Consider the following 25,285-nt stretch of genomic DNA (forward strand, 5'->3'; position numbering starts at 1 on the left):
CTGTCCTTGGCACCAGCAACCGAAAGCACCCTAACCGCATGGAAATCGTTATCCTCCGCACCCCCGCCGACGTGGCCCGCACGGCCGCGGACGCCATCGAGCAGCAGGTCCTCAGCGGCCCGTCAGTGCTCGGCCTGGCCACCGGGTCAACGCCCCTCGGCACGTACCGCGAGCTCACCCGTCGGCACCGGAACGGCGGGCTGAGCTTTGCCGGGGCGCAAGCCTTCCTCCTTGATGAGTATGTTGGCCTGCCCGGCACGCACCCGCAGTCCTACCACTCGGTGATCCGGCGGGAGTTCGTGGACAGTGTGGACTTCCCGGCAGGGACGGTGCACGGCCTGGATGGCGTGGCGGAGGATCTCGACGCCGAGGCCGCACGGTATGAGGCGGCCATTGCAGCATCGGGTGGAGTGGACATCCAAATCCTGGGCATCGGCTCGGACGGCCATGTGGGCTTCAACGAACCGATGTCCTCGCTGGCCTCCCGGACCAGGATCAAGACCCTCACCCAGCAGACCCGGCAGGACAACGCCCGCTTCTTTACGGATCCCGCGGCGGTTCCGGACCATGTGCTGACCCAGGGCCTGGGCACCATCCTGGAGGCGCGGCACCTGCTGCTTCTTGCGATGGGTGAAGCCAAGGCCGGGGCCGTCGCGGCAGCAGTGGAAGGTCCCGTGGCGGCGCTATGCCCTGCGTCCGCGCTCCAGCTCCATCCGCACGTCACGGTCCTGGTGGACGAGGCTGCTGCGTCCATGCTGGCGCACCGGGCGTACTACCAGGACACCTTTGGGCGGAAGCCCGCCTGGCAGGGTCTCTGAGAATGGCACGGTCCCTGAGCCGGGCGGGACTGCCGCTACTTGAGCTGGCGGTGGAAGACGCCGCGGGGGTGCGGCTCGCAGCGTCTGTGGGCGCCGCGCGGGTTGAGCTCTGCGCCGCACTCGCGGAAACGGACGGCATCACGCCAAGCATCGGCACCGTGACGCAGGCGTGCCTGGTGGGCCTTCCGGTCCATGTGCTCGTCCGGCCGCGGCCCGGCGGCTTCGTGTACACGGCTGAGGAGCTTGACGTACTTGAGCGCGATGTGGCGGCGGTGCTGGACGCCGGTGCCGCGGGCGTCGTCGTAGGAGTGTTGGCGGCCGACGGCGGCCCGGACGTTCCGGCATTTCAGCGCCTTGCCGGGGTGGCCCGCCGCCGCCACCCCGCTGCAGAGATGACCTTCCACCGGGCATTCGATACTGCCCTCGCTGCGGGCCTGGACCCTGCTGATGCATTGGCCCGTCTGGAACGGGCCGGCGCCAACCGGGTCCTCACCAGCGGCGGAAGCCCTGACTGCGCCACCGGGCTGCCCATGCTGGCGCATTTGGTTCAGCTGGGACGGGACCATGCCCCGTCGGTACAGATCATGGCCGGGGGCGGAGTACGGCTGGAACACATGTCCGGGCTGGTCCACAGCGGTGTCCACGCCATCCACACCTCGGCGCGGGGGGTAGACCCCTCCACAGGGTCAAGGGCCCGTGCCGCGGATCCCTCACTTGCTGCCGGGATGGCAGCTGCTCTTCGAAAGGCTGCATGATGGGCAGTGAACTGATTCTTCGCGGCCGCCTCGTCTCCGCAACCATGGACATCGCGGACGGCTTGGTAGCGGTCGACGGCGGACGGGTCACCTATGCCGGGCCGGCGTCGCAATTTCCCGGGCAAGGCTGGCCGGGCGAACCACAGCCCCGCCGCATCCTGCTGCCCGGGCTGGTGGACCTGCACTGCCACGGGGCCCACGGCTCGGACTTCTCCGAAGGTTCGGCGGCGGGTGCCCGTTCAGCAGCCCGCTACCTGCACAGCCGCGGAACCACCACGCTGCTGGCCAGCCTGGTCACCGCTGCCCCTGCTGATCTGCTCCGGAACGTGAAGGTGCTGCGGGCCTTGGCCGAAGAGGGGCTGGTTGCGGGCACGCACCTGGAAGGTCCCTTCCTCTCGGCCGGGCAGTGCGGCGCGCACGATCCTGGGCTGCTGTTGGAACCCGATGCAGCGTTGATGGCCCGGCTGTTGGAGGCGGCGGGCGCTTCCCTGGTTTCCATGACGCTGGCGGCCGAACTGCCGGGCGCCTCCACGCTGGTCGACCTGCTGACGGCGCGTGGAATCATCCCCTCCCTGGGCCACACCGCCGCGGACAGCCAGACGGCCTCCGCATTCCTGGAACGGGCGGCTGAAGGGCTCGCGGTGCCGGCCAATACCACCGGCCGGATCCGGCCCACCGTCACGCACCTCTTCAATGCAATGCCCAGCCTGCACCACCGCTCCCCCGGTCCGGTGTCCGCCAGCCTGGGTGCGGCCCATGCCGGCAACGCCGTCGTGGAACTGATTGCCGACGACGTCCACCTGGCTCCGGAGACGGTCAAAATGGTGTTCGAACTGGTGGGCGCGGCAAACATCGCGCTGGTCACGGACTCCATGGCGGCAACGGGCCTGCACGATGGCCAGTACCGGCTGGGCACCCTTGCGGTGACGGTTGACGGAGGCGTGGCCCGGACGGATGGCAATGGCGCGATCGCCGGTGGTACGGCAACGATGCTCGACGTTCTGCGGTCCACCGTGGCGGCTGGCGTCACCCTGCAGGAAGCAACGACGGCGGCCACCGCAGTTCCTGCGTCCGTCCTGGGATTCTCAGCACAGGCAGGCGACCTCCGCGAAGGCATGCCGGCCGACGTCGTTGTCGTTGACCGGGACCTGCGTCTTGAGGGAGTGCTGCGGCGGGGCGAGTGGGTCACACCGCCGGGGTAGCGCTGTTCGGTTGTCCGGCCGTTGAATGTCAGACCCCACTGCCAAGATGGATTCATGGAAAGCAACCCGGTGGCGGAGGCGGAGGCGGCAGTAGACGCATCTGTGGCTGCTTTTGCGGCGGTGCTTAATGGCAGCGGTACCGCTGTTTCCGGTACGCCTGGTTCCGGTCTTGCTGGCGGGGCTGATGACGATCCGTTGCAGCGGGTTGCTGATGCGGCGTTGGATGTCCTGGGTGGGGTGGCGCGGTCGGAAGCGAAGTTGGCGGCGGTGAAGGCAGTGGCCGCGACGGCCCTTGCCGGGGCGACGAAGGCGATGAATCCTCCGCCCGGGTCCCCTCACGAGGCCACGGCGCAGGACCGGAGCCTGGTGGCGGAGGTCGGGTGTGCGCTGGCCATCGGTGACCGGGCCGCCGGTGCTTTGCTGGCTGAAGCCCATGCCTTGACCGCGTCGCTGCCCCGGACCCTGGCAGCCCTGCAGGGCGGGACGATTTCCTGGGCGCATGCCCGGACCATGGTGGACCAGACCGTCGGCCTTGGCCCGGCCGGGGCGGCGGCCCTGGAGGCCCATTTCCTGGACCCGGACGCCCCGGGGGCGGTCCGCGGGTGCCCGGTGGGGGAGATGCCCGCGTACCGGTTCAGGGCCAAGGCCCGGGGGTGGCGGGAGCGGCACCATCCGGAGAGCCTGGCGAAGCGGCACGCCAAGTCCCTGGCGGATAGACGCGTGGAGTACTGGCCGGATAACGATGCGATGGCCTGGGTGGCCGCCTACCTGCCCGCGGACCAGGCGTCCGCAATCTGGAACCGGCTGACCGCCATTTCCCGGGGACTGCAGGGCCCGGACGAGGCCCGCACCCTGACCCAGCTCAGGGCCGACAATCTCGCCGAGGCGCTCCTGAGCAGCGGGAACATCTCCCCGGTTACCGGACACAGCGAGGCAACCAGTGCCGGGCACGGTGAGGCGGGCAGGTCCTGCGGCGGGGAGGTGGCAGGTCCCGGCCCGTCGTCGTCGATTCGGCCGCAGGTGCTGGTCACCGTGCCAGTGTTCGCCCTGCTCGGCCTGACGGACGAGCCGGCGGTGCTGGACGGGTACGGCCCCATCCCGCCCTCCATGGCCCGGGACCTCGTCGCCGACGGGGCGGATTCGTTCCACCGGGTGCTGGTGGACCCGCGGGACGGCGCGCCGCTGGAAATCGGCCGCACCAGCTACCGGGTGACCAAAGCCATGCGGAACTGGCTCAGGCTGCGGGACGGAAAATGCCCCTTCCCCGGCTGCAGCAACCCCTCCCTCGACAACGAAGCCGACCACCTCCTCGCCTGGCACACCGGCGGCACCACAGGAGTCTCGAACCTCGGACAGCCCTGCCCGAAACACCACAAACTCCGCCACACCAGCGGCTGGAAACCCACCCCCGCCACCAAAACCGCACCACCCGGCTGGACCTCACCCACCGGCCGCCACTACACAAGCGAACACCAGGACTGGGAACCACCCCACTGGCCGGACGTGCCGGCGCGGCCAAAACCGAAGGAGCAGCACACCGGGCAAACGCCTGGCCTGCAGCCGTATCCATCCATGACCACTACTTATGGCTGCCCTGCCGGAGACCTCCCTTACGTGGAACCTCCTCCCGAGGAACCTGTGGGTGACAACCTGCTGGACCCGGACGATCTGCCGGCGGACGACCCCTTATGGGAGGACTTCTATGCCTTGCCGGCCGTTTGGGCCCGCGACCCTTTAAGGGCCGGCTACCCGGCGCTGACCTAGCCGGCACCACATGCCCGCCGCAGACCCGGCCAAATACAGACCCGGCCAAATAGACGGTGCCAAGTACGCGGGCGGGACACCGCCCTGCCCCTGCGGCCGGGCGCATGCCCGGCTAAGGCCTCAGGCGAGCGCGCCTACTCAGCCCCCGGCAGGCACACTTCCACGAGGCCGTCGCTCACACGGGTCTCGAACAGTGGCTGCCGTGCCGTTGCGGGGCCAGCCTGGACTTCTCCCGTACGGAGCGAGAAGGTGCTTCCGTGCCAGGGGCAGACGACGCACGGGTCGCCGCTGCCATCACCACCGCCAGAAGCCCCGCCAGCCTGAACCGCCCCGGCCTGAAGCCTGCCGCCCTTCAGCTTGCCTTCGTGAAGCGGCCCGGAAAGGTGGCTGCAGACATCGGACAGAACGCGCACATCTTCTGCCTCCCGGTAGACAAGCAACGGGATTTCGGCAACAACAACCTTGTGGAGCTTGCCGTCCGGCAGTTCCGCCAGCGGTGCCAGGGGCTGCCAGCCGCTCGGGAAGCGGTGCGGGATCTCCTCGCTGTGGTTAACGCCGGCCGCCTGCCGGTAGGTCAGGTGGCCACCCAGGAAACCGCCCGCACCCACCACGGCAAGGCCCAGGTAAGCGAGCACCTTGCCGCTTCCCCGGCCGCCCCGGGCACGTGCAACCAACGAGGCAAGGTATAGGCCCGTTGCGGTGATGTTGGCGGCAGCGTGAACCAGCCCTACCCGCTGCTGCTGGGGGTGCAGCTGGCTCCAATCGGTAAAACCTGCGACGGCGGAGGGCACAGCGGTGCCGGTTCCCATTCCGATCAGGACTGCGGCAGCCCGATCATTACCGGGGAAAGCATCCAGTACAGCGGCCGATATCCAGGCCCCGAGCGGCACCTGGACCGCCAGCGGATGCACGGGGTGCCCTATGGGAACGCCATGGAGGACGTCGCGTGCCCACTTCGGGCGGATAACCCGCTTCACCACCTTTCGGACCTTCTTGGCCACAGGATCCAGCCACTCGGCATCCTCCAGGCGGGTAACAAGTTCCAATGCAGGCAGCGGTCTCATGCGTCTCCCTTACCCCTTTGCTCCGTGTCCAGCCGTTGCCCGGAAGCTTACTTGCTGGGGCGGGCGGGGCACAGGGCAATGGGGCGCGGAAGGCTAACGGAGTGGAGAACCAAGCACCGTGAACTGGTGGCCGCCCATTTCGCCGGACAGCAGGGGCATGGCCTCGGTTATGGCAGCCTGCACGCTGTCCAGTTCCAGCGAAGCCCGGTGGGCCTCCGGCGATTCCCACAGTTCACATACGAACACCGTGTCCGGCGCGGCATCGTTGATGCCGACCTCATACAGCAGGCAGCCTGCCTCCTTCAGCCCGGCCATGGGCCGGACCAGGATGGAAACGACGGCGTCACGCTGGCCGGGTTTGGTCTCGAGGGTTCCCACATTCGCAAAGGTCATAGGGACAGTGTGCAGGACGGGCACGACAGAACGCGGCGCTACCGCGCCCTCGCAGGGGACGTCTCCACGGGCAGGGTTTCCGCCGGCCGGGACGGTTCTGCTTCGGGCGCCACTGCGGGGCCACCCGGCACTTTGCTGCTGGCTGGCTCCGTCGCTGCCTCCGCCGTCGTAATGCCACCGGCAAAGGCGATGTCACCGGCAAAGGCGCGAAGCATGGCGGCACGGTCGAACTGGCCCTCCCACTTTGCCACCACAAAAGTGGCAACGCAGTTCCCCAGCAGGTTCACCACTACGCGCATGGAGTCCATCAACCGGTCCGCGCCAAGGAGCAGCGCGACGCCGGCCACCGGGAAGATCCCCAGCGCACCCGCGGTGGCGGAGAGCGCCAGGAACGCCGAACCGGGTACGCCGGCCATTCCTTTGGACGTAAGCATGAGGACCCCAAGGGCGGCAAGTTGCTGGCCCAGGTCCAGGTTGTAGCCAAAGGCCTGCGCCAGGAACAGCAGCGAGATGGAAAGGTAAAGCGCGGCGCCGTCCAGGTTGAAGGAGTAGCCGGTGGGGACCACCAGGCCGGTGGTGGCGCGGGAACAGCCGGCGTTGGTCAGCTTGGTCATGATGCGTGGCATCACGGACTCGGTGGACGCGGTGCCCAGCGCCAGGAGGAATTCCTCCCGGGTGTACTTCATGAACTGCCACAGCGGCACCCGCGGATACGCCCACGCCACCACGAACAGCAGCCCGATGAACACGATTGCCGCGCCATAGCAGGCTGCGATCAGCAGCGCATAGGTGCCCAGCGAGCCCAGGCCGTATTGTCCGATGATGAAGGCCATGGCGCCGAAGGCTCCCACGGGAGCCACCCGCATCACCCAGCCCATGATCTTGAAGAACAGTTCCAGCACCGTTTCCATCAGGGTGATGACCGGCAGGCAGCGTTCACGGCCGACGACGACGATCGCCGCACCGAAGAACACCGCGAAGCACAGGACCTGCAGCAGGCTGTTGCCGGCAAAGGCGCCCACCACGCTCGTGGGAATGATTCCCAGGATAAAGGCGCCGGCGTCCTTGGGCGGGGCGGTGGCGGTTTTCGCGTTGAGGGCGTCCTGGGAGAGCGACGCCGGATCGATGTTCAGGCCCGCGCCGGGCTGGACAAGGTTCCCCACAACGAGGCCGAAGACCAGGGCGAACAGCGTGGCTGCCGTGAAATAGGCCAGCGCCTTCACCCCGACGCGGCCTACGGCCTTGACGTCGCTGACTGCCGCGATGCCGGTGACGATCACCAGGAAGATCAGCGGCGCGATGATCATCTTGATCAACTGGATGAAGCCGTCACCCAGGGGGCGAAGCGCCGCGCCGGTGTCAGGCCAGAAGTGGCCGATCAGGACGCCGGCGACGACGGCAACCAGGATCTGGAAGAAGAGGGACTTGTAGAGCGGCTGCCTGGGCGCCCCGGTTGGCGGTTGCAGGGAGGGTGCTGCGTCGGCGGTGAAGTTCATGCCAGTGCCTGTTCGTTGAAGGACGGACGGCACACGGGATGCCGCAGGGTCACGAGCAACGCTAGGGAATGCATGTTTCCGGAAAGATAAATCCGTAATGCGGAATTATTAAACCGACGGGGTCCGTCGGGGCGAAATGAGCCGGCAACTTATGTGACATGACAGCGCCACGGGGGAGTGAAAGTATCCCCTTGTCTCAGCTGCACGGGCTGCACCCCAGCCCCGAAGAAACGGAGCATCATGCCACTCACTCCCCCCACCGACGCCGAACTGGACACCATGATCCGGGCCCGCCTCGCCTCGCTCGGCATCGACCTGAACCAGCTCCCCGCCGGAACCGCCAGCGACCCGGAGACGGGAAGCCCGGGACAGGCGTCGGTCCTGGCCAGCCTGCGCTCCTTCATGCGCACCACAGTCGCTGAACTCGGCGCCTACCAGGTGCCTTTCGCCGGCCCGGCAGGCAATGCGGACCCTGCACTCTTGTCCCAGCAGGCGGCCCCTCCGGCCCTGTACCCCTCGATTGACACTGCACGGAGGACGGCATGAACCCGGTGGAAAGCTCGACCAGCCAGCCCATGGACCGCACCATCGACCGCCGGTCATTCGTCAACAGGTTTGCCGTGCTGGCTGCGGCCACCTCGTTGGGCGCGGCGGCGCTTCCCGCTGTTGCCCATGCGGCGCCCTCGGCAACAGTGCCCGCAGGCATCAACCCGGACGCCTACGGCGACGTCCGGCCCGAGGCCCTCACCGACATCACCGAACTGACCATCGCGGAAGCAGCAAGCCTCATCCGGCAGGGCCGGCTCAGTGCGGAACTCCTGGTGGAGGCCTACCTCGACCGGATCGGCGCCTTTGATGCGGGCTACCAGGCTTTCAACCTCGTGGCCGCCGACGACGCCCTTGCCAGCGCCCGCGCCCTGGCCGGCGCGGCGTACAAGGGTCCCCTGCACGGTATTCCCCTGGCCATCAAGGACAACTACTACACCCGCGCTTATCCCACGACGGCGAACTCCTACATCTTCAAGGACTTTGTTCCCCCTTTTGACGCAACGGCGGTCTCCAGGCTGGCGAATGCCGGCGGCATCGTCCTTGGCAAGACCCAGATGGGGCCGCTCGCCACCACCAGGGCCACCACGCCGGACGGCCGCATCACCACCGTCAATGCGTGGACGCCGGGGAATCCGCAGACGAATCCCGGCGGGTCCTCGTCCGGCTCAGCCACGGCTGTGGCCGCACGGATGGCGGCGTCCAGCGTCGGAACCCAAACCGGCGGTTCCATCACCGCGCCCTCCAACGCCCAGAACCTCACCGGGCTCAAACCCACCATGGGCCGGGTCTCGCTGTACGGCATCATCCCCCTGAGCTATACCCGCGACCACCCTGGCCCCCTCGCCAGGGATGCCAAGGACGCGGCAATCATGTTGAGCACCATGGCCGGCGAGGATCCCAACGATCCGCGGACACTGGGGCTTCCACCGGTTCCGGACCTGATCCAGGCCGCCACCCCGGTGAAGCGCGGCAACAAGGTGGCCATGCGCTGGGGGACCCGCGTGGGCGTCATCCCGGACTTCACCGCAGGCTCATCGGAAACAGCGGCCGCACGCCGGGCCTTCCTGGACAAGCTCGCCGGCATTGAAGGCATCCAGGTGGTCGACGTGCGGTTGCCGGAGGACTGGGACACCCTCACCAGCACGGCCTTCAACAACGTCCGGCTGCCGGAACGCAGCGAGCCCTTCCTGCCGGTGCTGCGCAAGGACCTGCGCAGCTTCGGGGTGTCGGTAACCGGCTGGCTGCAGGGCTCCATGCTCGGCGCGAACGAGTATGTGCTGGGCCAGCGTGCCAAGGTCCTGCTGCTGGAACGCGTGCTGGACAACCTGTTCGAGCAGTGCGACGTGGTGCTGCAGACCAGCCCCAACCCGTTCGATGCCATCGGCCTGCCGGAACTCGCCCTGCCCATCGGCTTCGACTCCGCGGGCGTTCCCATCGGCACCATCCTCGGCGGCCAGCCCTTCGCCGAGGACCGGCTCCTTGCCGTGGCTGCGGCGTACCAGGCCGTGACGGACTGGCACCTGCGGCGCCCGGCGAACCCTGCCGGGGACTCCCCCGAGCCGATCTCCGTTGATCCGTCCAAGTCCCGGAAGCCCTTCAGCAAGAGCGCCCGCGGCAAGGTTGCGGCCGCGCCCGTTCCACCGGGCCGGGGCCGTCTCGAGGCGCACGAGGTGGCCGAGCTGTCCCAGTAGCAGCCCCGGAAGCCCCCGGTCCGCCCCCTTCCAGGAGGCGGGCCGGGACGTCCACGGCTCAGTCCGCAGCCGGCAGTCCTCCGGCCTCCACCACCACCGCGCCGCTCGACGTCGTATCCTCCTTCAGCATCCAGCCGACCCGTTTGACGGTCCGCAGCATCACCACGCTCTCCACCAGTTCGATGTCCGGGACCTTCTGCTGCAGTGCCAGTTCGGCGTTCATCACGTCCGCCAGGGACTGCAGCCACATGATGATCACGAAATTGGTGGGGCCTGTGGTGGAGGCGCTGAGCCGGACGTTGCTGATGGTACGGATTTCGGCGGCGGCAGCCTCATGGCGGCCGGCCGGAACGTTCGCGAACCATTGGCAGGTCACCGGGTAGGAAGAGTAGGCCTGCGCAATTTCGCACCGGAACAGCAGGATGCCGCTGGCCAGCACGCGGTTCAGCTGCCGCTGCACTGTGGCCGGGTGGCGCCCCAGCCCCCGCGCGATGTCAGCCGCCGTGGCGCGTCCGTCCCGCGCGAGGTACGGCAACAGGTCCAGGTGGCTCGCCGGCAGTTCACCCTGCGGGTCCGGCCGCCGCGTCCCCGCACCGGCCGAAGCACCCAGCGTCCTCAGGGTAGCCAGCTGGGTCCGGTCCAGGACGTTCAGGCGCCACTCGTCCGCGCTGGTGTGAAGCCGTGTACAAAGCGCCGTCTGGTACTTGGTGAGCCCCTCAACGGTCTTCAGCCGGGCAACAACCCGGCTGCTGAACTCGTCCAACGATTTCGTGATGACGGTCAGCATCAGGTCCCGGTTGCTGGCCGCCTCCTCGACGGTGACGATCTCCGGCACGGCCGCCAGTTGCGCCGTGACACTGTCACGCAGATGCATCTCGCAGTCCACCGCAACGAACGCCAGGAGCATCTGCTGCGGATCCCCCACCAGGTGGGCGGTGACCCACGCTGCCCCGCTTGATGCCAGCCGCTCCCACCGGGCAGCAAGCGTGGTGGCGTGGACGCCCAGCACCTTTGACGCATCCGCCCAGCCGAGCCGCGGGGAGGACTGCAGTACCTGGATGAGCGCCAGGTCGTCTTCGCTGAGTTCCACAGATCACCCCTTGTTTCTTCTGCACGAATCCTGCAGAGAGGCCGTACTTGCAGCATATTTCCAGCGGTTTCGGAGGATGTGAACTGCGCCACTCCAGAATAGTCCACAGACCCGGAACGCCAATGCGAGGAGTGACAAGTGCCCGTAACCGAAGATGCGCAGGAACTGCAGGGGGACCTCATCCGCCTCCGCCAGGACCTGCACAGGCACCCGGAAATCGGGCTGCACCTTCCCCGGACCCAGGACAAGGTCCTCCAGGCCCTGGACGGACTTCCCTTCGAGATCACCCTGGGCAAGGACACCACCTCCGTCACCGCGGTGCTTCGCGGCGGCGGCATCGCTGCAGCGGAAAGCACCACGACGCACCGGCCCGCGGTCCTCCTCCGCGCGGACATGGACGGCCTCCCGGTGCAGGAAAAGACCGGCGTCGAATTCTCATCCCGGACGGACGGCGCCATGCACGCCTGCGGCCACGACCTGCACACCTCGATGCTCGCCGGGGCCGCAACGCTCCTCGCCGAGAGGCAGCACCAGCTGCAGGGCGACGTCGTCCTCATGTTCCAGCCCGGCGAAGAAGGCTGCGACGGAGCCAGCTACATGATCCGCGAAGGCGTCCTGGACGCCGCCGGCACCCGGGTCCAGGCGGCCTACGGGATGCACGTGTTTTCCTCCCTCGAGCCCCACGGCACGTTTTGCACAAAGTCCGGCGTGATGCTCAGCTCCTCGGACGGGCTTGAGGTCACGGTACTCGGCGCCGGCGGCCACGGCTCGGCCCCGCACTCCGCGAAGGATCCCGTCACCGTGGCGGCCGAAATGGTCACGGCCCTCCAGGTCATGGTGACCCGGCAGTTCAACATGTTCGATCCCGTGGTGCTCTCGGTGGGCGTGCTCCATGCCGGCACCAAGCGGAACGTCATTCCCGAAACGGCGCGCATCGAGGCGACGGTCCGGACCTTCTCCGAGGAATCCCGCCTGAAGATGAAGGAGGCCGTGCCGCGCCTGCTGCAAGGAATCGCTGCCGCGCACGGGGTGGAAGTCCACGTCGACTACCAGGAGGAATACCCCCTCACCATCACCAACGAGGACGAAACCCACACGGCGGAAAAAGTCATCGCAGGGCTCTTCGGCGAGCGCCGCCTCTCCCGCTGGGCCACTCCGCTGAGCGGCTCCGAGGACTTCTCCCGCGTGCTGGCCGAGGTGCCGGGCACCTTCGTCGGCCTCAGCGCCGTCGCCCCCGGCGGCGATCCGGCCACCTCACCGTTCAACCACTCGCCTTACGCAACGTTCGACGACGGCGTGCTGGCTGACGGGGCAGCGCTTTACACCGAACTCGCCACCTCGCGCCTGGCGACGCTGGCAGCGGCGTCCTAGCCGCCGTCGGCCTCCCCCATCCCTATCCCCGCCATCCTCCCCAATCCTCAGGAAGTAACCATGTCCATCGCAGTAAGCAAGCAGCAGACTGGACGCGTGTCCACCGCTAAAACCATCGTCGGGACCGGCATCGGCAATGCCGTGGAATGGTACGACTGGGCCATTTACGCCACGTTCACGCCCTTCATCGCCAGCCAGCTCTTCAGCAAAGCCGATCCCGCGTCGGCCGTGCTGTCCACGCTGGCGATCTTCGCCGTCGGCTTCGTCGCACGGCCCTTCGGCGGCTTCCTCTTCGGCTGGATTGGCGACAGGGTGGGCCGAAAGACGTCCATGACGCTCGCCGTCGGACTCGCTTCACTGGGCAGCCTGATGATCGGCATCGCGCCGACGTTCGCCAGCGTCGGCGCCTGGGCCTCGCTCATGCTGCTGGTGGCCCGCCTGGTCCAGGGCCTGGCGCACGGCGGCGAGCTGCCGTCGTCGCAAACCTACCTCTCGGAAATGGCACCCAAGGAGCACCGCGGGTTCTGGGCAACCCTGATCTACACCTCCGGAACCGTGGGCATTCTGTTCGGCACCCTGCTGGGCGCCGTCCTGAACATGACGCTGACCACCGAGGCCATGAACGCCTGGGGCTGGCGGATTCCGTTCCTCCTGGGCGCGGCGATGGGCCTGTACGCGCTGATCATGCGGTCACGGCTGCACGAGACCGATGCCTTCGAAGGCGAGTCCGTCGCCGAAAAGCGCGCTCCGATCTGGCCCCAGATCGTCCGCCACCGCAAGCAGGCGCTGCAGGTCATCGGCCTCACCGTGGGCCTCACGGTGATCTACTACATCTGGGGCGTCGTGGCGCCGAGCTACGCCACCACCGCCCTGAAAATCGACCGCGGCGAGGCGCTGTGGGCCGGCGTGGTCGCCAACATCGTGTTCATCGCCGCACTTCCCTTCTGGGGCAAGCTGTCCGACCGCATCGGACGCAAGAAGGTCCTGTGGTCCGGCGCGATCGGCGGCGGGGTACTCCACTTCCCCATGACCTGGCTGCTGAAGGACTCTGCGTGGCAGCTGGCGGTGAGCATGTCCGTGATGCTGATCTTCATCGCCGCGAGCGCCGCCATTGTCCCGGCCGTCTACGCCGAGCTGTTCCCGACGTCGATCCGCACCGTGGGCGTCGGCGTCCCGTACTCCATCTGCGTGGCAGCCTTCGGCGGAACGGCCCCGTACCTGCAGCAGTGGCTGGGAACCACCTTGGGCGTCCCGCAGGTGTTCAACGTGTACGCGGTGGTCCTGCTGGCCATCAGCGCCGCGTTCGTCTTCACGATTCCCGAGACGAAGGGCAAGGACCTGACCCACTAGGAAGCTGGGGCCGCCCGCCCCGGCGCACCACCAGTCCCCTGCCGCTCGCAAGAGCGGCAGGGGACTTTTTGGTGCCGTGCTAGATCCTGGCGTGCATCCCGAAGCTGCGGGGGCGGCCGAACGAGGCCGCACCCAGGAATTCGACGGCGACGAACGGCTCGTCGCCCACCACCCATTCATCGTGTCCGGGAGGCAGCGCATAGGTGTCATGGGCGTGAATCGTTGACCGTCCGCCGTCGGCCGTTTCCACCTCCAGTTGCCCCGATACGCAATAGCCGAGGTGGTGGTGCTCGCAGTAGGGGGTCAACTCGGAGGGCCTTGCAGAGTCGGACCACCGCCAGCCCGGCGCGAGGATCAGGCGCGCCACCGAGTAGTCGTCAACGGTGACAAGGTCGAATTCCGCCTTGTCCGGGCAACGCTTCGAGTCCGGTGAATCCAAGGACTTGACTGCCAGTTCCCTGATGAAATTTGCCGTCATGAGGTCACAGCCTATGAGTGGTGTGGAAAACGCCCGGCGCGGACCAGGCATGGAATGGATACCGACGAGCGGCGAAGTTGTATTGAGACCATGTAGCGGCGTGCGCCCCTGCCCCGGCGCCCACCCCTCCACCGGACCGTGCCGATGTATCTCTAACCGTAGCCCTGCAGCACCTGAAGTCAATGGGAAATTTCCTCCCCCCTCCCAAACCGGCCCGCCTTGACTCCGGCGCCCATCCTTCCCTAGACTTTTCATAAAGCAGAATCTAAATTCCACAAAGCGAAAACTTGAAGCAAGCCCGCCGCAAAGGAAGATAGATCAAAGCCCTCCCTGGAAGGACCTACGATGACGTACACAGTGAACTGCTCCATCCTCCTTACTGAACTGCCCCTGCTCGAGCGCCCAGCGGCAGCCAAGGCAGCCGGCTTTGACGCTGTCGAGTTCTGGTGGCCCTTCGAGTCCTCAGTTCCCTCCGACACCCAGGTCACCGAATTCGAGAACGCCATCAAGGACGCCGGCGTCCAGCTCACGGGCCTGAACTTCAACGCCGGCAACATGCCGGGCGGGGACCGCGGCCTGGTGTCCTGGACGGGACGCGAGTCAGAGTTCAAGGACAACATCGAGGTTGTTGCCGGCATCGGCGGGCGCCTGGGCTGCAAGGCCTTCAACGCCCTCTACGGGAACCGGCAGGACGGCTCCACCCCCAAGGAGCAGGACGAACTCGCGGTCAGGAACCTGGCGGCAGCGGCAGAAGGCGTCGCCCACATCGGCGGCACCGTCCTCCTGGAACCCGTCAGCGGCGCACCCAAATACCCGCTCCTCACCGCTGATGACGCACTCAAGGTCATCGCCCGCGTGAAGGCGGAGGCCGGCGTCGAAAACATCAAGCTCCTCGCCGACTTCTACCACCTCGCAGTCAACGGGGACGACGTCGAGTCCGTCATCGAAAACCATGCCAAGGACTTCGGCCACATCCAGATCGCCGACAACCCCGGCCGCGGCGCCCCGGGAACGGGCACGCTCCCGCTGGGCCAATGGATCGCCCGCAGCCGCGAACTCGGCTACACGGGCTACATCGGACTCGAATACAAGGAACCGCAGGAAACAGCCTTCAGCTGGGCCATCCGCGAACACGCCTCCCGCTAGTCCACCCGCCCCACCCAACTGAGTAGCGCCAAGTGTCGTTTTGAGCCCTCATAACGACACTTAGCGCTACCTAGTTGGGCCGGGCATCCCCACCGGCACCTCCGGCACCACACAGACTTCAGGAAAGAGAACCATCATGAGCAACGTTGCAGTCATCGGACTCGGAATCATGGGCCTGCCCATGGCCATCAACCTGGTCAAGGCCGGCCACACCGTCACCGGCTTCAACCGCAGCCAGGACAAGATCGACAAGCTGGTCTCCGAAGGCGGCAAGGGCGCCACGAGCATCGCGGACGCCGTCAAGGACGCCGACGTCGTCATCACCATGGTGCCGGACTCCCCCGACGTTGAGGGTGTTGTCAGCGGCCCCGACGGCGTCTTCGCCAACGCCAAGCAGGGCACCCTCTGGATCGACGCCTCCAGCATCCGCCCGGACGTCGCCAAGCGTTTGGCCGAGGATGCAGTCGCCGCAGGCATCCGCCCGCTCGACGCCCCGGTCTCCGGCGGCGAACAGGGCGCCATCGACGCCGCACTCTCCATCATGGTGGGCGGCGACGCAGCCGACTTCGAGGCAGCACAGGACGTCCTCAACGCCGTCGGCAAGACCATCGTCCACGTCGGCCCCGCAGGCTCCGGCCAGACCGTCAAGGCAGCCAACCAGCTGATCGTCGCCGTCAACATCGAGGTCCTGGCCGAAGCCATCGCCTTCCTCGAGGCCTACGGCGTGGACACCGACGCCGCCCTCAAGGTCCTCGGCGGCGGCCTGGCCGGCTCCAAGGTCCTGGACCAGAAGGGCCAGAAGATGCTGGACCGCAACTTCGACCCCGGCTTCCGCCTGGCCCTGCACCACAAGGACCTCGGCATCGTCACCTCCGCCGCCCGCGAAGCCAACGTCGCCGTCCCCCTCGGCGCCGTCGTCGCACAGCTCGTCGCCGCCACCGTCAACCAGGGCGACGGCGGCCTCGACCACTCAGGCCTCTTCAAGCAGGTCCTCCAGCTCAGCGGCCGGAAGTAACGCACCAGCGCCACAGGCGCCTAAGAAACACCAGCAGGGGACCCGCCGTCGTCCATGAAAACGACGGCGGCTCCCTCAGCACACCCAAAAACAGACTTTTCAAGCTTTCAAGGAGCACCCCATGAGCAAGATGCGTACCGTTGATGCAGCGGTGGCCATTCTGGAAAAGGAAGGCGCCATCGAGGCGTTCGGCCTGCCAGGCGCCGCAATCAACCCCTTCTATTCCGCAATGCGCGCCCACGGCGGGATCCGCCACACCCTGGCCCGCCACGTCGAAGGCGCAAGCCACATGGCGGACGGTTACAGCCGCGCCAAGGACGGCAACATCGGCATCTGCATCGGCACCTCCGGCCCTGCCGGCACCGACATGATCACCGGCCTGTACGCCGCCTGGGCCGACTCCATCCCGATGCTCTGCATCACCGGCCAGGCCCCCGTGGCCAAGCTGCACAAGGAAGACTTCCAGGCCGTGGACATCGAGTCCATCGCCAAGCCCGTGACCAAGATGGCCATGACCATCCTGGAGCCCGGCCAGGTTCCCGGCGCCTTCCAGAAGGCCTTCCAGCTGATGCGCTCCGGCCGCCCCGGCCCGGTGCTGCTGGACCTGCCGATCGACGTGCAGATGGCCGAGATCGAGTTCGACATCGACACCTACGAGCCCCTCCCCGTCGAAAAGCCCAAGGCCTCCCGCAAGCAGCTCGAAAAGGCCCTGGACATGCTGACCGCGGCCAAGCACCCGCTGATCGTGGCCGGCGGCGGCATCATCAACGCCGGCGCCTCCGCCCAGCTGGTTGAGCTGGCCGAGATCCTGGACGTCCCCGTCATCCCCACGCTGATGGGCTGGGGCACCATCCCGGACGACCACCGGCTGATGGCCGGCATGGTGGGCCTGCAGACCTCCCACCGCTACGGCAACGAGAACTACCTGCAGAGCGACTTCGTGATCGGCATCGGCAACCGCTGGGCCAACCGCCACACCGGCGGACTGGACACCTACACGGCCGGCCGCAAGTTCGTGCACATCGACATCGAGCCCACGCAGATCGGCCGCGTGTTCTCCCCGGACCTGGGCATCGCGTCCGACGCCGGCGCCGCGCTGGCAGGGCTGGTCGAGCTCGCCAAAGAGCGCAAGGCGGCAGGGTCCCTGCCGGACTACAGCGCCTGGGTTGCCGAGTGCCAGGACCGCAAGGCCTCCCTGCACCGCAAGACGCACTTCGAGAACATCCCCATCAAGCCGCAGCGCGTGTACGAGGAGATGAACAAGTCCTTCGGCCGCGACACCATCTACGTGTCCACCATCGGCCTGTCGCAGATCGCCGGCGCGCAGATGCTGCACGTGTTCGGACCGCGCAAGTGGATCAACGCCGGCCAGGCGGGCCCGCTGGGCTGGACCGCCCCGGCAGCGCTTGGCGTGGTCCGCGGCAAGCCGGATGAGACCGTGGTGGCCTTGTCCGGCGACTACGACTTCCAGTTCATGATCGAGGAACTGGCCGTGGGTGCGCAGTTCAACCTGCCGTACATCCACGTGGTGGTGAACAACTCCTACCTGGGCCTGATCCGCCAGTCGCAACGCGGCTTCAGCATGGAGCAGAACGTGTCCCTGGCCTTCGAGAACATCAACAGCACCCACCTGTCCGAGGAAACCCGCGGCTACGGCGTGGACCACCTCAAGGTGGCCGAGGGCCTGGGCTGCAAGGCCGTGCGCGTGGAGGACCCCAACGATCTCGCCGCCGCGTTCGACAAGGCCAAGGCCCTCATGGGCGAGTTCCAGGTTCCTGTCGTGGTGGAAGTGATCCTGGAAAAGGTCACCAATATCTCCATGGGGCTGGAAATCAACGCCATCAACGAGTTCGAGGAACTGGCAGAATCGGCAGCAGACGCCCCCACCGCCATCCTGGCTCTTCAGGGCTAGAACGAGAAAGACAGACACTGCCATGCGCATCGTCATTGCCCCGGATAAATTCAAGGGCTCCCTGTCCGCCCCGGAAGTCTGCAGCCACCTGGAAAAGGGGCTTCAGGCCGCGGCCGGCGGGAACCTTGAGGTGGCCCGGATTCCAGTAGCCGACGGCGGCGAAGGGACCCTGGACGCCGCGGTCGGCTCAGGCTTCACCCGCCGCAGCGCCGTGGTGGCCGGGCCCTCCGGCGAACCGGTCACGGCCGAGTTCGCGGTCCGGGGCAATGAGGCAGTCATCGAGATGGCGGCCGCCTCGGGCCTGGCACTGCTCTCCGCCCAGGCATTGGTTGGCGGAAGGCCAGGCTCGACGGCGGCACGCACCGCCACGAGCCTGGGCACCGGCCAGCTCATCGCCGCCGCCCTGGACGCCGGCTGCAACCGCATCATCCTTGGGGTTGGCGGCAGCGCCAACACCGACGGCGGCGCCGGAGTCCTGCAGGCGCTCGGTGCCCGGTTCCTCGACAGCGAGGGCAACGAACTTCCGCCCGGCGGCGCCGCCCTGGCCCGCCTGGACCGGATCGACTTCAGCGGCTTCGAACCCCGCCTGAAGGACACACGCTTTGTGCTGGCATCCGACGTCGACAATCCCCTGCTGGGCGCCCAGGGCGCCGCGGCGATTTTCGGCCCGCAAAAGGGTGCCACGCAACAGGACGTCGACGTGCTCGACGCCGCCCTGGCCAGGTTTGTCGAAGTCCTGGCCAGGGAAATCGGTCACCGCGCAATTAAAGCGGCGGAAGCCCCGGGCGCCGGAGCGGCAGGAGGCGTTGGCTACGCAGCCATCGCCGTCCTCGCCGCGACCCGCCGCCCGGGTATCGACGTCGTCCTCGAATTCACGGGGCTGGTGGAGCGGCTGGCCGGCGCCGACCTCGTGATCACCGGCGAGGGCAGCCTGGACGAACAAAGCCTGTTGGGCAAGACACCCATGGGCGTTGCCCGCGCAGCCGCCGCCCAAGGCGTCCCGGTGATCGCTGTGTGCGGCCGGACCACCCTTGAAACCGGCCAGGCAAGCGCCGCCGGATTCGAGGACGTCTACGCTTTGACCGAGCTTGAAAGCAATATAAACAGGTGCATGACAGAGGCAGCGCAGCTTCTCGAGCAACTGGGAACACAGATCGGCGGAAGGCTGGCCGGCGATACGCTGGCCCGTTCCGCCACCACCAAGGAGGACCTCCATGTCTGAAGAACGTTTTGACCTGGTCATCCGCGGCCAGCGCATCCTCACCACGGCCGGGCTGGCACCCCGCGAAGTGGGAGTCCGCGGCGGGAAGATCGTGGCCCTCGAACCGCTGGGCAACGGCCTGGCCGGTGCGGAGGTCATTGAGCTGGCCGACGACGAAACCCTGATCCCCGGCCTCGTGGACACCCATGTCCACGTCAACGAGCCCGGCCGCACCGAGTGGGAGGGCTTCGCCTCCGCCACCCGCGCGGCGGCAGCCGGCGGCGTGACCACCATCATCGACATGCCGCTGAACTCCGTCCCGCCCACCACCACCGTGGAGAACCTCAAGCTCAAGCGCGAGGTGGCCGAGGACCAGGCGTTCATCGACGTCGGGTTCTGGGGCGGCGCCATCCCCGGCAACAAGGCCGACCTTCGCCCCCTGCACGACGAGGGCGTCTTCGGCTTCAAATGCTTCCTCCTGCACTCGGGCGTGGACGAGTTCCCGCACCTGGACGCGGACGAGATGGAGGAGGACATGGCCGAGCTCAAGTCCTTCGACTCCCTCATGATCGTCCACGCCGAGGACTCGCACGCCATCGACCGCGCACCCCACCCCGGCGGCGACCACTACTCCACGTTCCTGGCCTCCCGCCCCCGTGGCGCCGAGAACAAGGCCATCGCCGAGGTCATTGAACGCGCGCGCTGGACCGGTGCGCGTGCCCACATCCTGCACCTCTCGTCGTCGGACGCCCTGCCCATGATCGCCAGCGCAAAGCGCGACGGCGTGAAGCTCACCGTGGAGACGTGTCCGCACTACCTGACGCTGATGGCCGAGGAAATCCCGGACGGCGCCACTGCCTACAAGTGCTGCCCGCCCATCCGTGAGGCCTCCAACCGGGAACTGCTGTGGCAGGGCCTGCAGGACGGCACCATCGACTGCATCGTCTCGGACCACTCCCCCTCCACCCTTGACCTGAAGGACCTGGAAAACGGCGACTTCGCGGTGGCCTGGGGCGGTGTCTCGTCGCTGCAGCTGGGCCTGTCCCTGATCTGGACCGAGGCACGGCACCGCGGCATCCCGCTGGAGCAGGTGGTCAGCTGGATGGGCGAGAAGCCGGCAGCCCTGGCCCGCCTGTCCAACAAGGGCCAGCTGGCGCTCGGCTATGACGCGGATTTCGCCATCTTTGCCCCGGACGAGGCGTTCGTTGTGGACGTGTCCAAGCTCAAGCACAAGAACCCCATCACCCCCTACGACGGCAAGGCTCTTTCCGGCGTGGTCCGCAAGACCTTCCTGCGCGGCGCCGTGGTGGACGGCCAGACCCCCACGGGCAAGCTGATCCGCCGCGGCGGAGTCTAGGACGCGCCATGGCAGTGGAAGCACACCAGCCCGGGGTGCCCCGGCACCTGGTTCAGGCCAAGCGCGCTGCTGCCCGCGGGCTGGCCGTGTGGGTGGTTCCCGGGGAAGGCACAAGCCCCGAACTCCTGGCCCGCGCCGCCCGGCTTGTCCTTGCCAAGGCCCTCGAAACTGCTCCGGAGGCGGAAGTCCATTGGCCTGCCGCCGGAGCCACCACGTCCGGGGTCTCCGCCACGGAAGGAGCCGCAGACCACTCCTCCCGCACTCCTTCCGCGGCGGAGGACCCCGGCGATACCCCGGCGCCCAACGAGGCCGACGCCGGCACCTGCCTGCCGCCGTCGGCCGGCCCTGTGAGCCGGGTCGCCGTGGACCTCGCCGCGGACACCGTCCTGCTGGACGGCAGCCCCGTGCCGTTGACCGGCGTCGAATTCAAGGTGCTCAGGTACCTGGTGACCCACCTGTCCCGGGCTGTCAGCAGGGAGGAACTACAAGAGTTCCTGGAGTCGCTGCAGTTCCCCGGCGCCTCAGCCCGGGCCATCGATGTCTATGTGGGCCGGGTCCGCCGGAAACTCGGGAACGCCCGCCATGCCGTGGCCACCGTCCGGGGCGGCGGATACCAGTTTGTGCCCGGTTCCTGCGCCACCGTCCGAGGCCCGGCGGAATACAGCATATGACGCCGGAGTTGTATGACTAAGCGCGAACCCGCTTCACTTGATGTTTGCCCGTAACTGACGAGTCTTCCGAAGGAACGCCATGAGCCCCACCCTGACCACCAAGCTTCAGCCCGGAACCCAGGCCCCTGATTTCACCCTCCAGGACGCCCAGGGCCGCGAGACTTCCCTGGCCGATTACCGTGGCAAGAACGTCATTGTGTACTTCTACCCCAAGGCCGCCACCCCCGGCTGCACCACCGAGGCCTGCGACTTCCGCGACAGCCTGGCCTCCCTGCAGGGCAAGGGCTACGAGGTCATCGGCATCTCCCCCGATGCCCCGGAGGCGCTGGCCGGCTTCACGGGCGACTTCTCCCTGACCTTCCCGCTCCTCTCCGATCCCGACCACGCCGTTGCCCTGGCCTACGGCGCCTGGGGCGAGAAGCTCGTCAACGGCGAAATCGTCGAGGGCCTCGTCCGCTCCACCGTGGTGGTGGACCCCGAAGGCAACGTCACCCTTGCCCAGTACCAGGTGACGGCCGACGGCCACGTCGCGGCCCTGAAGGAAGCCCTGGGGATCTAACGCTCCCGCACTTAATGTCGGGTTTCCCCGGACGCTCCCGCAGTTCAAGAACTGCGGGAGCGTCCGGCGTTAAGAGCCGTTGGCCGCCGCTTTCGCCTCGGCCGCTGCCGCCTGCGCATAGGATGCAGAGATCCGACGATAGACCGGCGTGAGGAAGGCCAGCAGCGCGGCCACAACCATGATGGTTCCGGCAACCAGGAACACCAGGGCGATGCCGCGGGAGGTGCCCTCGCCCAGGAGCGGAGCCAGCCGGGCGGCACCGTCCGCGGACCGGGCGTAGGGGATGATCCAGAACTGGGCGATCGGCGCAATGAGGAATGCCGTGACCGGCGAAGCAGCGGACTCGAACGCCATGGCGAACCCGAACACCCGGCCCTGCCGCTGCAAAGGGACCACCTGCTGGATGACCGTCTGCTCCGCCGCCTCCACAAAAGGCACCAGGACCAGGTACGCCCAGATGCCGGCGATGTAGAGCCAGGCCCACTCCCGCAGCGTGAACACCGCGCCGAGGACGCCCATCAGCACCACGGCGGCGAGGAGGGTGCGCAGCGGATTGGCCCCGAGCCCGAACTTTCCGATCAGCGCCCCGCCCACCAGGATCCCGGTGAAGCCGACAGCGGAGAAGATCCCCCACAGTTCAACGGGGAACATCTCCAGGCCGTACGGGTCCATCAACGCCATGTAGACGCCGCCGATGAAGTTGTTGAATGTGGAGAAGAGGATCAGCGCGAACAGCCCCGAAATGGCCAGTACCGCGGAGAGGGAGCCGCGCAGGTCGAAGCCGCCGTGCGCATCCGTTGCCGCCGCCCGCACCTCCTCGGGCATGCGCAGGGTGAGCAGGTGCGCGAATGCAAGCGCGGTAAGCACGAGGGCGGCTCCGATGGTCCAGCCCATGCCCAGCAGCCCCACCGAGAGCCCGGAGAGCACCGAAGTGACAATGAACATCAGTCCCTGCACCATACCCACCAGCCCGTTGGCGTTTGCCCGCCGGTCCGGCTCGATGAGGATGGTGACGGTGGTGGAGAGGGCGATGTTCCGCATGTTCTCCACCACGGCGCCGATCAGGATGATCATGACGAAAACCCAGAACCACGGCCGGGCCAGGTCCAGCAGCAACGACGAGGGGGTCAGCAGGAACATGACCCCGGACAGCACGAACATCACCAGGGTGAAGGCCGCGGCGAAGCGCATCACGGCCAGCTTGCGGTAGCGGTCCACGAAGGTGCCGAAGCTGATGCTGGAAAGGGCGATCAGCAGCATGTAGGCACCGCCCACCACACCGGTTGCTATGACGTTGCGCGTTTCCAGGTACAGCCAGAACGTCAGCGCAAACCAGAGGTAGCTGGTGGTGACGTTGGCGAGGGCGGTGTTCACCAGGATCCCGGTGAAGGTGCGGGAGCGCTGGGCCGGAGTGCGCAGGGAAGTGTCGACGGCGTCCGGATCAGTGAGGTGCAGGGCCTCCCCTACCCCTACCGGGACGGACGTGTCCGCCAGGTCCCCGCCGGGTCTCTTACCGCCGTCGGAAGCTGATGCGGCGCGCGGCCGGACCGGTTCCTGCTCGGTCATGCGTCCCAGTGTAGTGACGTCCTGCACTCATGGACATGGCCGGGGACGGGTCAGAGGTCAGCGTTTGTCGCGGTCGTTGAACTCAACGTCCAGTTCATAGTGGCGGAACTCGGTTTCACGGTCCGATTCGCCATCAACGACCATTTCGTGGTCGAGCTGGCGCTGGATGCGGCTGTCCAGGACCTGCAATTCGTTATCCGATACCTTTTCCAGGTCCTCGGGGAACTGGTCGTCCGGAGTGAGATGCAGCTTATCGTTCATTGTGCCCGCCATGTCTTCTGCCGTTACCTGGCTGCCCAGTCTATCGCTGCCCGGTCGGAGTGTCCCCCTTCTGCGGCACGGCAATGCCCCAGGGAAGCCCCGAGAGTGCTGTTGCCGGACTCCCTGCCCGGTGACAGGATGGCCGCATGGACATCCAGGTCCGACCCGCAACACAATTCGAGGACGTCAAAACCATAGTTGGGCCCAAGCGGCCGGACGCCAACGTGTGCTGGTGCCTGAGCTACCGCATCCCGTCCAAACTGAACCAGGCGTTCCGCGGGACCGAGCGCGGGGACCTGGTGCGGCAGTTGGTGGCGGAGGATCCGCCGCCGGGGATATTGGCGTACGACGGCGGTGAGCCGGTTGGGTGGGCAGCGGTCCACCCCCGCGCGGACACCAGTTTCGCCGGCAACCGGAAGATCCCGCATGTGGACGGCGCGGATGTCTGGTCGGTCTGGTGCATCAGGGTGCGGCCCGGGTACCGCGGCAGGGGCATCTCGCACCAGTTGCTGGCAGGCGCCGTAGACCTGGCCCGGAGCTATGGTGCCCCGGCCATCGAGGGCTATCCGGTGGACAACGGCGGCAGGAAAGTGGACCTCACCATGGCCTACGTGGGCACCCGGAAACTGTTTGAGGACGCGGGTTTCACCAAGGCGGCGGACACCGGGTCCGTTCTTAATGGCTTCCCTCGGGTGCTTATGCGCCTCGCTCTTTAGGAGCGTCTGCGGAGGTCTTTTGGGGCCGCAAACCCGCTGAACACCCACTCAGGAGATTTTGTCAAATTTGATCGCGTGATTGACTGATCAGCATGCTTAGTATTAGCGTCGTGACGACGGTGTGGCTGATCATGCAATGCCGTTGCGGATGTTGTAACGAATCCTTCATAAGCAAATCACGAGTTCCGCCGGCAGTCCCGCATGGGGGCTGGAATGCCGGGGGTTCAAGCGCCGGTCAACCCGGCACTGAAAGGAACATCAGAGATGCGAACACGAGTCTTAGCACCTATAGCAGCAGCAGCTCTTTCCGGAGCGATGATCTTCGGCGCAGGAGCGCCCGCGTCAGCGGCCCCTCCGGCACCGGTCCCGGCAGCATCGGCGAGCGCCACCGACCTGGCCAGCGTGACGGGAACAATCAACCAAACGATTGACGGGGTAGGAACCTTAGCCGGTTCCTTCACGCCCACGGGCTTTGGTACCCAGGACGGGAACCTGACTGTCACAGGCCTGGTAGACGGTACGTTCACGGACCTTGCCGGCGTTGCCACGCCCGTCAGCCAGACCGTGACAACCACCGTGGAAGCCGGCCAGTCCAACACGGCCTGCGACATCATCAACCTCGACCTGGGACCCCTCAACCTCAACGTCCTGGGCCTCGTGGTGGATCTCAACCAGGTTCAGCTGGACATCACCACTGTGCCGGGCGCCGGCAACCTGGTTGGCAACCTGTTGTGCGCAGTGGCTGGACTGCTGGACGGCAACGGCACGGCCGGACTGGCGAACCTGCTGAACCGCGTGCTTGGGCTCTAACCCTTAGCGGCAGTAAACGAAGTAGTGTGGGCGGCCCTCCGGGGCCGCCC

Annotated in this window: 24 protein-coding genes; 17 read left to right on the plus strand and 7 right to left on the minus strand. The window is 67.1% G+C overall.

Features of this window, described 5'->3' with window-relative positions:
* Positions 1-38 precede the first annotated feature (38 nt).
* From nagB to U7114_RS12000, 4 genes are read left to right on the plus strand one after another with little or no spacing between them, the layout of a single operon-like run.
* On the plus strand, positions 39-818 hold the full coding sequence (gene nagB, locus U7114_RS11985) for a glucosamine-6-phosphate deaminase (protein ID WP_321214578.1): 780 nt from the start codon (positions 39-41) through the stop codon (positions 816-818).
* Positions 819-820: 2 nt separating this feature from the next.
* Positions 821-1,573, plus strand: coding sequence for a copper homeostasis protein CutC (locus U7114_RS11990; RefSeq protein ID WP_321214579.1), 753 nt, complete (start codon positions 821-823; stop codon positions 1,571-1,573).
* Complete coding sequence (locus U7114_RS11995; protein WP_323057479.1) at positions 1,573-2,775, plus strand: N-acetylglucosamine-6-phosphate deacetylase; 1,203 nt, start codon at positions 1,573-1,575, stop codon at positions 2,773-2,775. Before U7114_RS11990 ends, U7114_RS11995 begins: the two co-directional genes overlap by 1 nt.
* Before the next feature lie 54 nt (positions 2,776-2,829).
* The gene (locus U7114_RS12000; RefSeq protein ID WP_323057480.1) at positions 2,830-4,539 is read left to right on the plus strand and encodes an HNH endonuclease signature motif containing protein; all 1,710 of its coding nucleotides are present in this window, start codon (positions 2,830-2,832) and stop codon (positions 4,537-4,539) included.
* A 134-nt stretch (positions 4,540-4,673) separates the two neighbouring features.
* Here U7114_RS12000 and U7114_RS12005 read toward each other — a convergent pair whose 3' ends face one another.
* From U7114_RS12005 to U7114_RS12015, 3 genes are all read right to left on the minus strand, one after another.
* The gene (locus U7114_RS12005; RefSeq protein WP_323057481.1) at positions 4,674-5,603 is read right to left on the minus strand and encodes a Rieske 2Fe-2S domain-containing protein; all 930 of its coding nucleotides are present in this window, start codon (positions 5,601-5,603) and stop codon (positions 4,674-4,676) included.
* A 93-nt stretch (positions 5,604-5,696) separates the two neighbouring features.
* A complete protein-coding gene (locus tag U7114_RS12010) occupies positions 5,697-5,996 on the minus strand; it encodes a putative quinol monooxygenase (RefSeq protein WP_157240688.1) in 300 nt (99 codons plus the stop codon).
* A gap of 38 nt (positions 5,997-6,034) precedes the next feature.
* Positions 6,035-7,492 (minus strand): cation:dicarboxylate symporter family transporter, encoded by a 1,458-nt coding sequence (locus tag U7114_RS12015; protein WP_323057482.1) that lies wholly within the window; start codon positions 7,490-7,492, stop codon positions 6,035-6,037.
* A gap of 240 nt (positions 7,493-7,732) precedes the next feature.
* Here U7114_RS12015 and U7114_RS12020 point away from each other — a divergent pair, with 240 nt between their 5' ends.
* Both U7114_RS12020 and U7114_RS12025 read left to right on the plus strand, forming a co-directional pair.
* Positions 7,733-8,038: a hypothetical protein gene (locus tag U7114_RS12020; RefSeq protein WP_323057483.1), complete on the plus strand. Its 306-nt coding sequence runs from the start codon at positions 7,733-7,735 to the stop codon at positions 8,036-8,038.
* Positions 8,035-9,732, plus strand: a complete 1,698-nt coding sequence (locus U7114_RS12025; RefSeq protein ID WP_323057484.1) for an amidase — start codon at positions 8,035-8,037, stop codon at positions 9,730-9,732. The genes U7114_RS12020 and U7114_RS12025 overlap by 4 nt, the downstream gene beginning before the upstream one ends.
* A 58-nt stretch (positions 9,733-9,790) precedes the next feature.
* Here the strand turns inward: U7114_RS12025 and U7114_RS12030 are convergent, their stop codons facing one another.
* Positions 9,791-10,822, minus strand: a complete 1,032-nt coding sequence (locus U7114_RS12030) for an Lrp/AsnC family transcriptional regulator (protein WP_323057485.1) — start codon at positions 10,820-10,822, stop codon at positions 9,791-9,793.
* A 138-nt stretch (positions 10,823-10,960) separates the two neighbouring features.
* Between U7114_RS12030 and U7114_RS12035 the strand changes: the two genes are divergently transcribed.
* Complete coding sequence (locus tag U7114_RS12035) at positions 10,961-12,193, plus strand: M20 family metallopeptidase (protein WP_323057486.1); 1,233 nt, start codon at positions 10,961-10,963, stop codon at positions 12,191-12,193.
* Between the two features lie 60 nt (positions 12,194-12,253).
* Positions 12,254-13,543, plus strand: a complete 1,290-nt coding sequence (locus tag U7114_RS12040) for an MFS transporter (protein ID WP_157240682.1) — start codon at positions 12,254-12,256, stop codon at positions 13,541-13,543.
* Positions 13,544-13,622: 79 nt separating this feature from the next.
* Here U7114_RS12040 and U7114_RS12045 read toward each other — a convergent pair whose 3' ends face one another.
* Complete coding sequence (locus U7114_RS12045) at positions 13,623-14,021, minus strand: cupin domain-containing protein (protein ID WP_323057487.1); 399 nt, start codon at positions 14,019-14,021, stop codon at positions 13,623-13,625.
* 345 nt (positions 14,022-14,366) lie between these two features.
* On the opposite strand from U7114_RS12045, the gene U7114_RS12050 reads away from it, so the two are divergent.
* The 7 genes from U7114_RS12050 (at position 14,367) to bcp (ending at position 21,882) form a co-directional block, all read left to right on the plus strand.
* Positions 14,367-15,167, plus strand: a complete 801-nt coding sequence (locus U7114_RS12050) for a hydroxypyruvate isomerase family protein (protein WP_157240678.1) — start codon at positions 14,367-14,369, stop codon at positions 15,165-15,167.
* A gap of 85 nt (positions 15,168-15,252) precedes the next feature.
* Positions 15,253-16,182, plus strand: a complete 930-nt coding sequence (locus U7114_RS12055; protein ID WP_323057567.1) for a 2-hydroxy-3-oxopropionate reductase — start codon at positions 15,253-15,255, stop codon at positions 16,180-16,182.
* A gap of 121 nt (positions 16,183-16,303) precedes the next feature.
* Positions 16,304-18,094 carry a glyoxylate carboligase gene (gene gcl / locus U7114_RS12060; protein ID WP_157240674.1) on the plus strand — a complete coding sequence of 597 codons (1,791 nt, stop codon included), beginning with the start codon at positions 16,304-16,306 and terminating at the stop codon, positions 18,092-18,094.
* 22 nt (positions 18,095-18,116) lie between these two features.
* Positions 18,117-19,316 (plus strand): glycerate kinase, encoded by a 1,200-nt coding sequence (locus tag U7114_RS12065; RefSeq protein ID WP_323057488.1) that lies wholly within the window; start codon positions 18,117-18,119, stop codon positions 19,314-19,316.
* Positions 19,309-20,652 (plus strand): allantoinase AllB, encoded by a 1,344-nt coding sequence (gene allB, locus U7114_RS12070; protein WP_157240670.1) that lies wholly within the window; start codon positions 19,309-19,311, stop codon positions 20,650-20,652. The genes U7114_RS12065 and allB overlap by 8 nt, the downstream gene beginning before the upstream one ends.
* Before the next feature lie 8 nt (positions 20,653-20,660).
* Positions 20,661-21,323, plus strand: a complete 663-nt coding sequence (locus U7114_RS12075; RefSeq protein WP_157240668.1) for a winged helix-turn-helix domain-containing protein — start codon at positions 20,661-20,663, stop codon at positions 21,321-21,323.
* 79 nt (positions 21,324-21,402) lie between these two features.
* Positions 21,403-21,882 carry a thioredoxin-dependent thiol peroxidase gene (bcp, locus tag U7114_RS12080; RefSeq protein ID WP_157240666.1) on the plus strand — a complete coding sequence of 160 codons (480 nt, stop codon included), beginning with the start codon at positions 21,403-21,405 and terminating at the stop codon, positions 21,880-21,882.
* A gap of 69 nt (positions 21,883-21,951) precedes the next feature.
* On the opposite strand, the gene U7114_RS12085 is transcribed toward bcp, so the two are convergent.
* Both U7114_RS12085 and U7114_RS12090 read right to left on the minus strand, forming a co-directional pair.
* A complete protein-coding gene (locus U7114_RS12085) occupies positions 21,952-23,448 on the minus strand; it encodes an MFS transporter (protein WP_323057489.1) in 1,497 nt (498 codons plus the stop codon).
* A 57-nt stretch (positions 23,449-23,505) separates the two neighbouring features.
* Positions 23,506-23,709, minus strand: a complete 204-nt coding sequence (locus U7114_RS12090) for a hypothetical protein (RefSeq protein ID WP_157240662.1) — start codon at positions 23,707-23,709, stop codon at positions 23,506-23,508.
* A 146-nt stretch (positions 23,710-23,855) separates the two neighbouring features.
* Here U7114_RS12090 and U7114_RS12095 point away from each other — a divergent pair, with 146 nt between their 5' ends.
* Both U7114_RS12095 and U7114_RS12100 read left to right on the plus strand, forming a co-directional pair.
* On the plus strand, positions 23,856-24,425 hold the full coding sequence (locus U7114_RS12095) for a GNAT family N-acetyltransferase (protein ID WP_323057490.1): 570 nt from the start codon (positions 23,856-23,858) through the stop codon (positions 24,423-24,425).
* A 264-nt stretch (positions 24,426-24,689) separates the two neighbouring features.
* Entirely contained in the window at positions 24,690-25,235 is a 546-nt protein-coding gene (locus U7114_RS12100; protein WP_323057491.1) for an ABC transporter substrate-binding protein, read from the plus strand.
* The last annotated feature ends 50 nt before the right edge of the window (positions 25,236-25,285 follow it).

Origin of the sequence: Pseudarthrobacter sp. C1, assembly GCF_034720455.1 — a bacterium.
GTDB lineage: Bacteria > Actinomycetota > Actinomycetes > Actinomycetales > Micrococcaceae > Arthrobacter.

What these genes read in the sequence shown, in the direction of transcription:
- U7114_RS12005 (WP_323057481.1), bottom strand. Translation starts at nt 5,603, where the DNA reads ATGAGACCGCTGCCTGCATTGGAACTTGTTACCCGCCTGGAGGATGCC.
- bcp (WP_157240666.1), top strand. Translation starts at nt 21,403, where the DNA reads ATGAGCCCCACCCTGACCACCAAGCTTCAGCCCGGAACCCAGGCCCCT.
- U7114_RS11990 (WP_321214579.1), top strand. Translation starts at nt 821, where the DNA reads ATGGCACGGTCCCTGAGCCGGGCGGGACTGCCGCTACTTGAGCTGGCG.
- U7114_RS12040 (WP_157240682.1), top strand. Translation starts at nt 12,254, where the DNA reads ATGTCCATCGCAGTAAGCAAGCAGCAGACTGGACGCGTGTCCACCGCT.
- U7114_RS12015 (WP_323057482.1), bottom strand. Translation starts at nt 7,492, where the DNA reads ATGAACTTCACCGCCGACGCAGCACCCTCCCTGCAACCGCCAACCGGG.
- U7114_RS12100 (WP_323057491.1), top strand. Translation starts at nt 24,690, where the DNA reads ATGCGAACACGAGTCTTAGCACCTATAGCAGCAGCAGCTCTTTCCGGA.
- nagB (WP_321214578.1), top strand. Translation starts at nt 39, where the DNA reads ATGGAAATCGTTATCCTCCGCACCCCCGCCGACGTGGCCCGCACGGCC.
- U7114_RS12095 (WP_323057490.1), top strand. Translation starts at nt 23,856, where the DNA reads ATGGACATCCAGGTCCGACCCGCAACACAATTCGAGGACGTCAAAACC.
- U7114_RS12025 (WP_323057484.1), top strand. Translation starts at nt 8,035, where the DNA reads ATGAACCCGGTGGAAAGCTCGACCAGCCAGCCCATGGACCGCACCATC.
- U7114_RS12085 (WP_323057489.1), bottom strand. Translation starts at nt 23,448, where the DNA reads ATGACCGAGCAGGAACCGGTCCGGCCGCGCGCCGCATCAGCTTCCGAC.
- U7114_RS12075 (WP_157240668.1), top strand. Translation starts at nt 20,661, where the DNA reads ATGGCAGTGGAAGCACACCAGCCCGGGGTGCCCCGGCACCTGGTTCAG.
- U7114_RS12050 (WP_157240678.1), top strand. Translation starts at nt 14,367, where the DNA reads ATGACGTACACAGTGAACTGCTCCATCCTCCTTACTGAACTGCCCCTG.
- U7114_RS12010 (WP_157240688.1), bottom strand. Translation starts at nt 5,996, where the DNA reads ATGACCTTTGCGAATGTGGGAACCCTCGAGACCAAACCCGGCCAGCGT.
- U7114_RS12065 (WP_323057488.1), top strand. Translation starts at nt 18,117, where the DNA reads ATGCGCATCGTCATTGCCCCGGATAAATTCAAGGGCTCCCTGTCCGCC.
- U7114_RS12090 (WP_157240662.1), bottom strand. Translation starts at nt 23,709, where the DNA reads ATGAACGATAAGCTGCATCTCACTCCGGACGACCAGTTCCCCGAGGAC.
- allB (WP_157240670.1), top strand. Translation starts at nt 19,309, where the DNA reads ATGTCTGAAGAACGTTTTGACCTGGTCATCCGCGGCCAGCGCATCCTC.
- U7114_RS11995 (WP_323057479.1), top strand. Translation starts at nt 1,573, where the DNA reads ATGGGCAGTGAACTGATTCTTCGCGGCCGCCTCGTCTCCGCAACCATG.
- U7114_RS12000 (WP_323057480.1), top strand. Translation starts at nt 2,830, where the DNA reads ATGGAAAGCAACCCGGTGGCGGAGGCGGAGGCGGCAGTAGACGCATCT.
- gcl (WP_157240674.1), top strand. Translation starts at nt 16,304, where the DNA reads ATGAGCAAGATGCGTACCGTTGATGCAGCGGTGGCCATTCTGGAAAAG.
- U7114_RS12045 (WP_323057487.1), bottom strand. Translation starts at nt 14,021, where the DNA reads ATGACGGCAAATTTCATCAGGGAACTGGCAGTCAAGTCCTTGGATTCA.
- U7114_RS12020 (WP_323057483.1), top strand. Translation starts at nt 7,733, where the DNA reads ATGCCACTCACTCCCCCCACCGACGCCGAACTGGACACCATGATCCGG.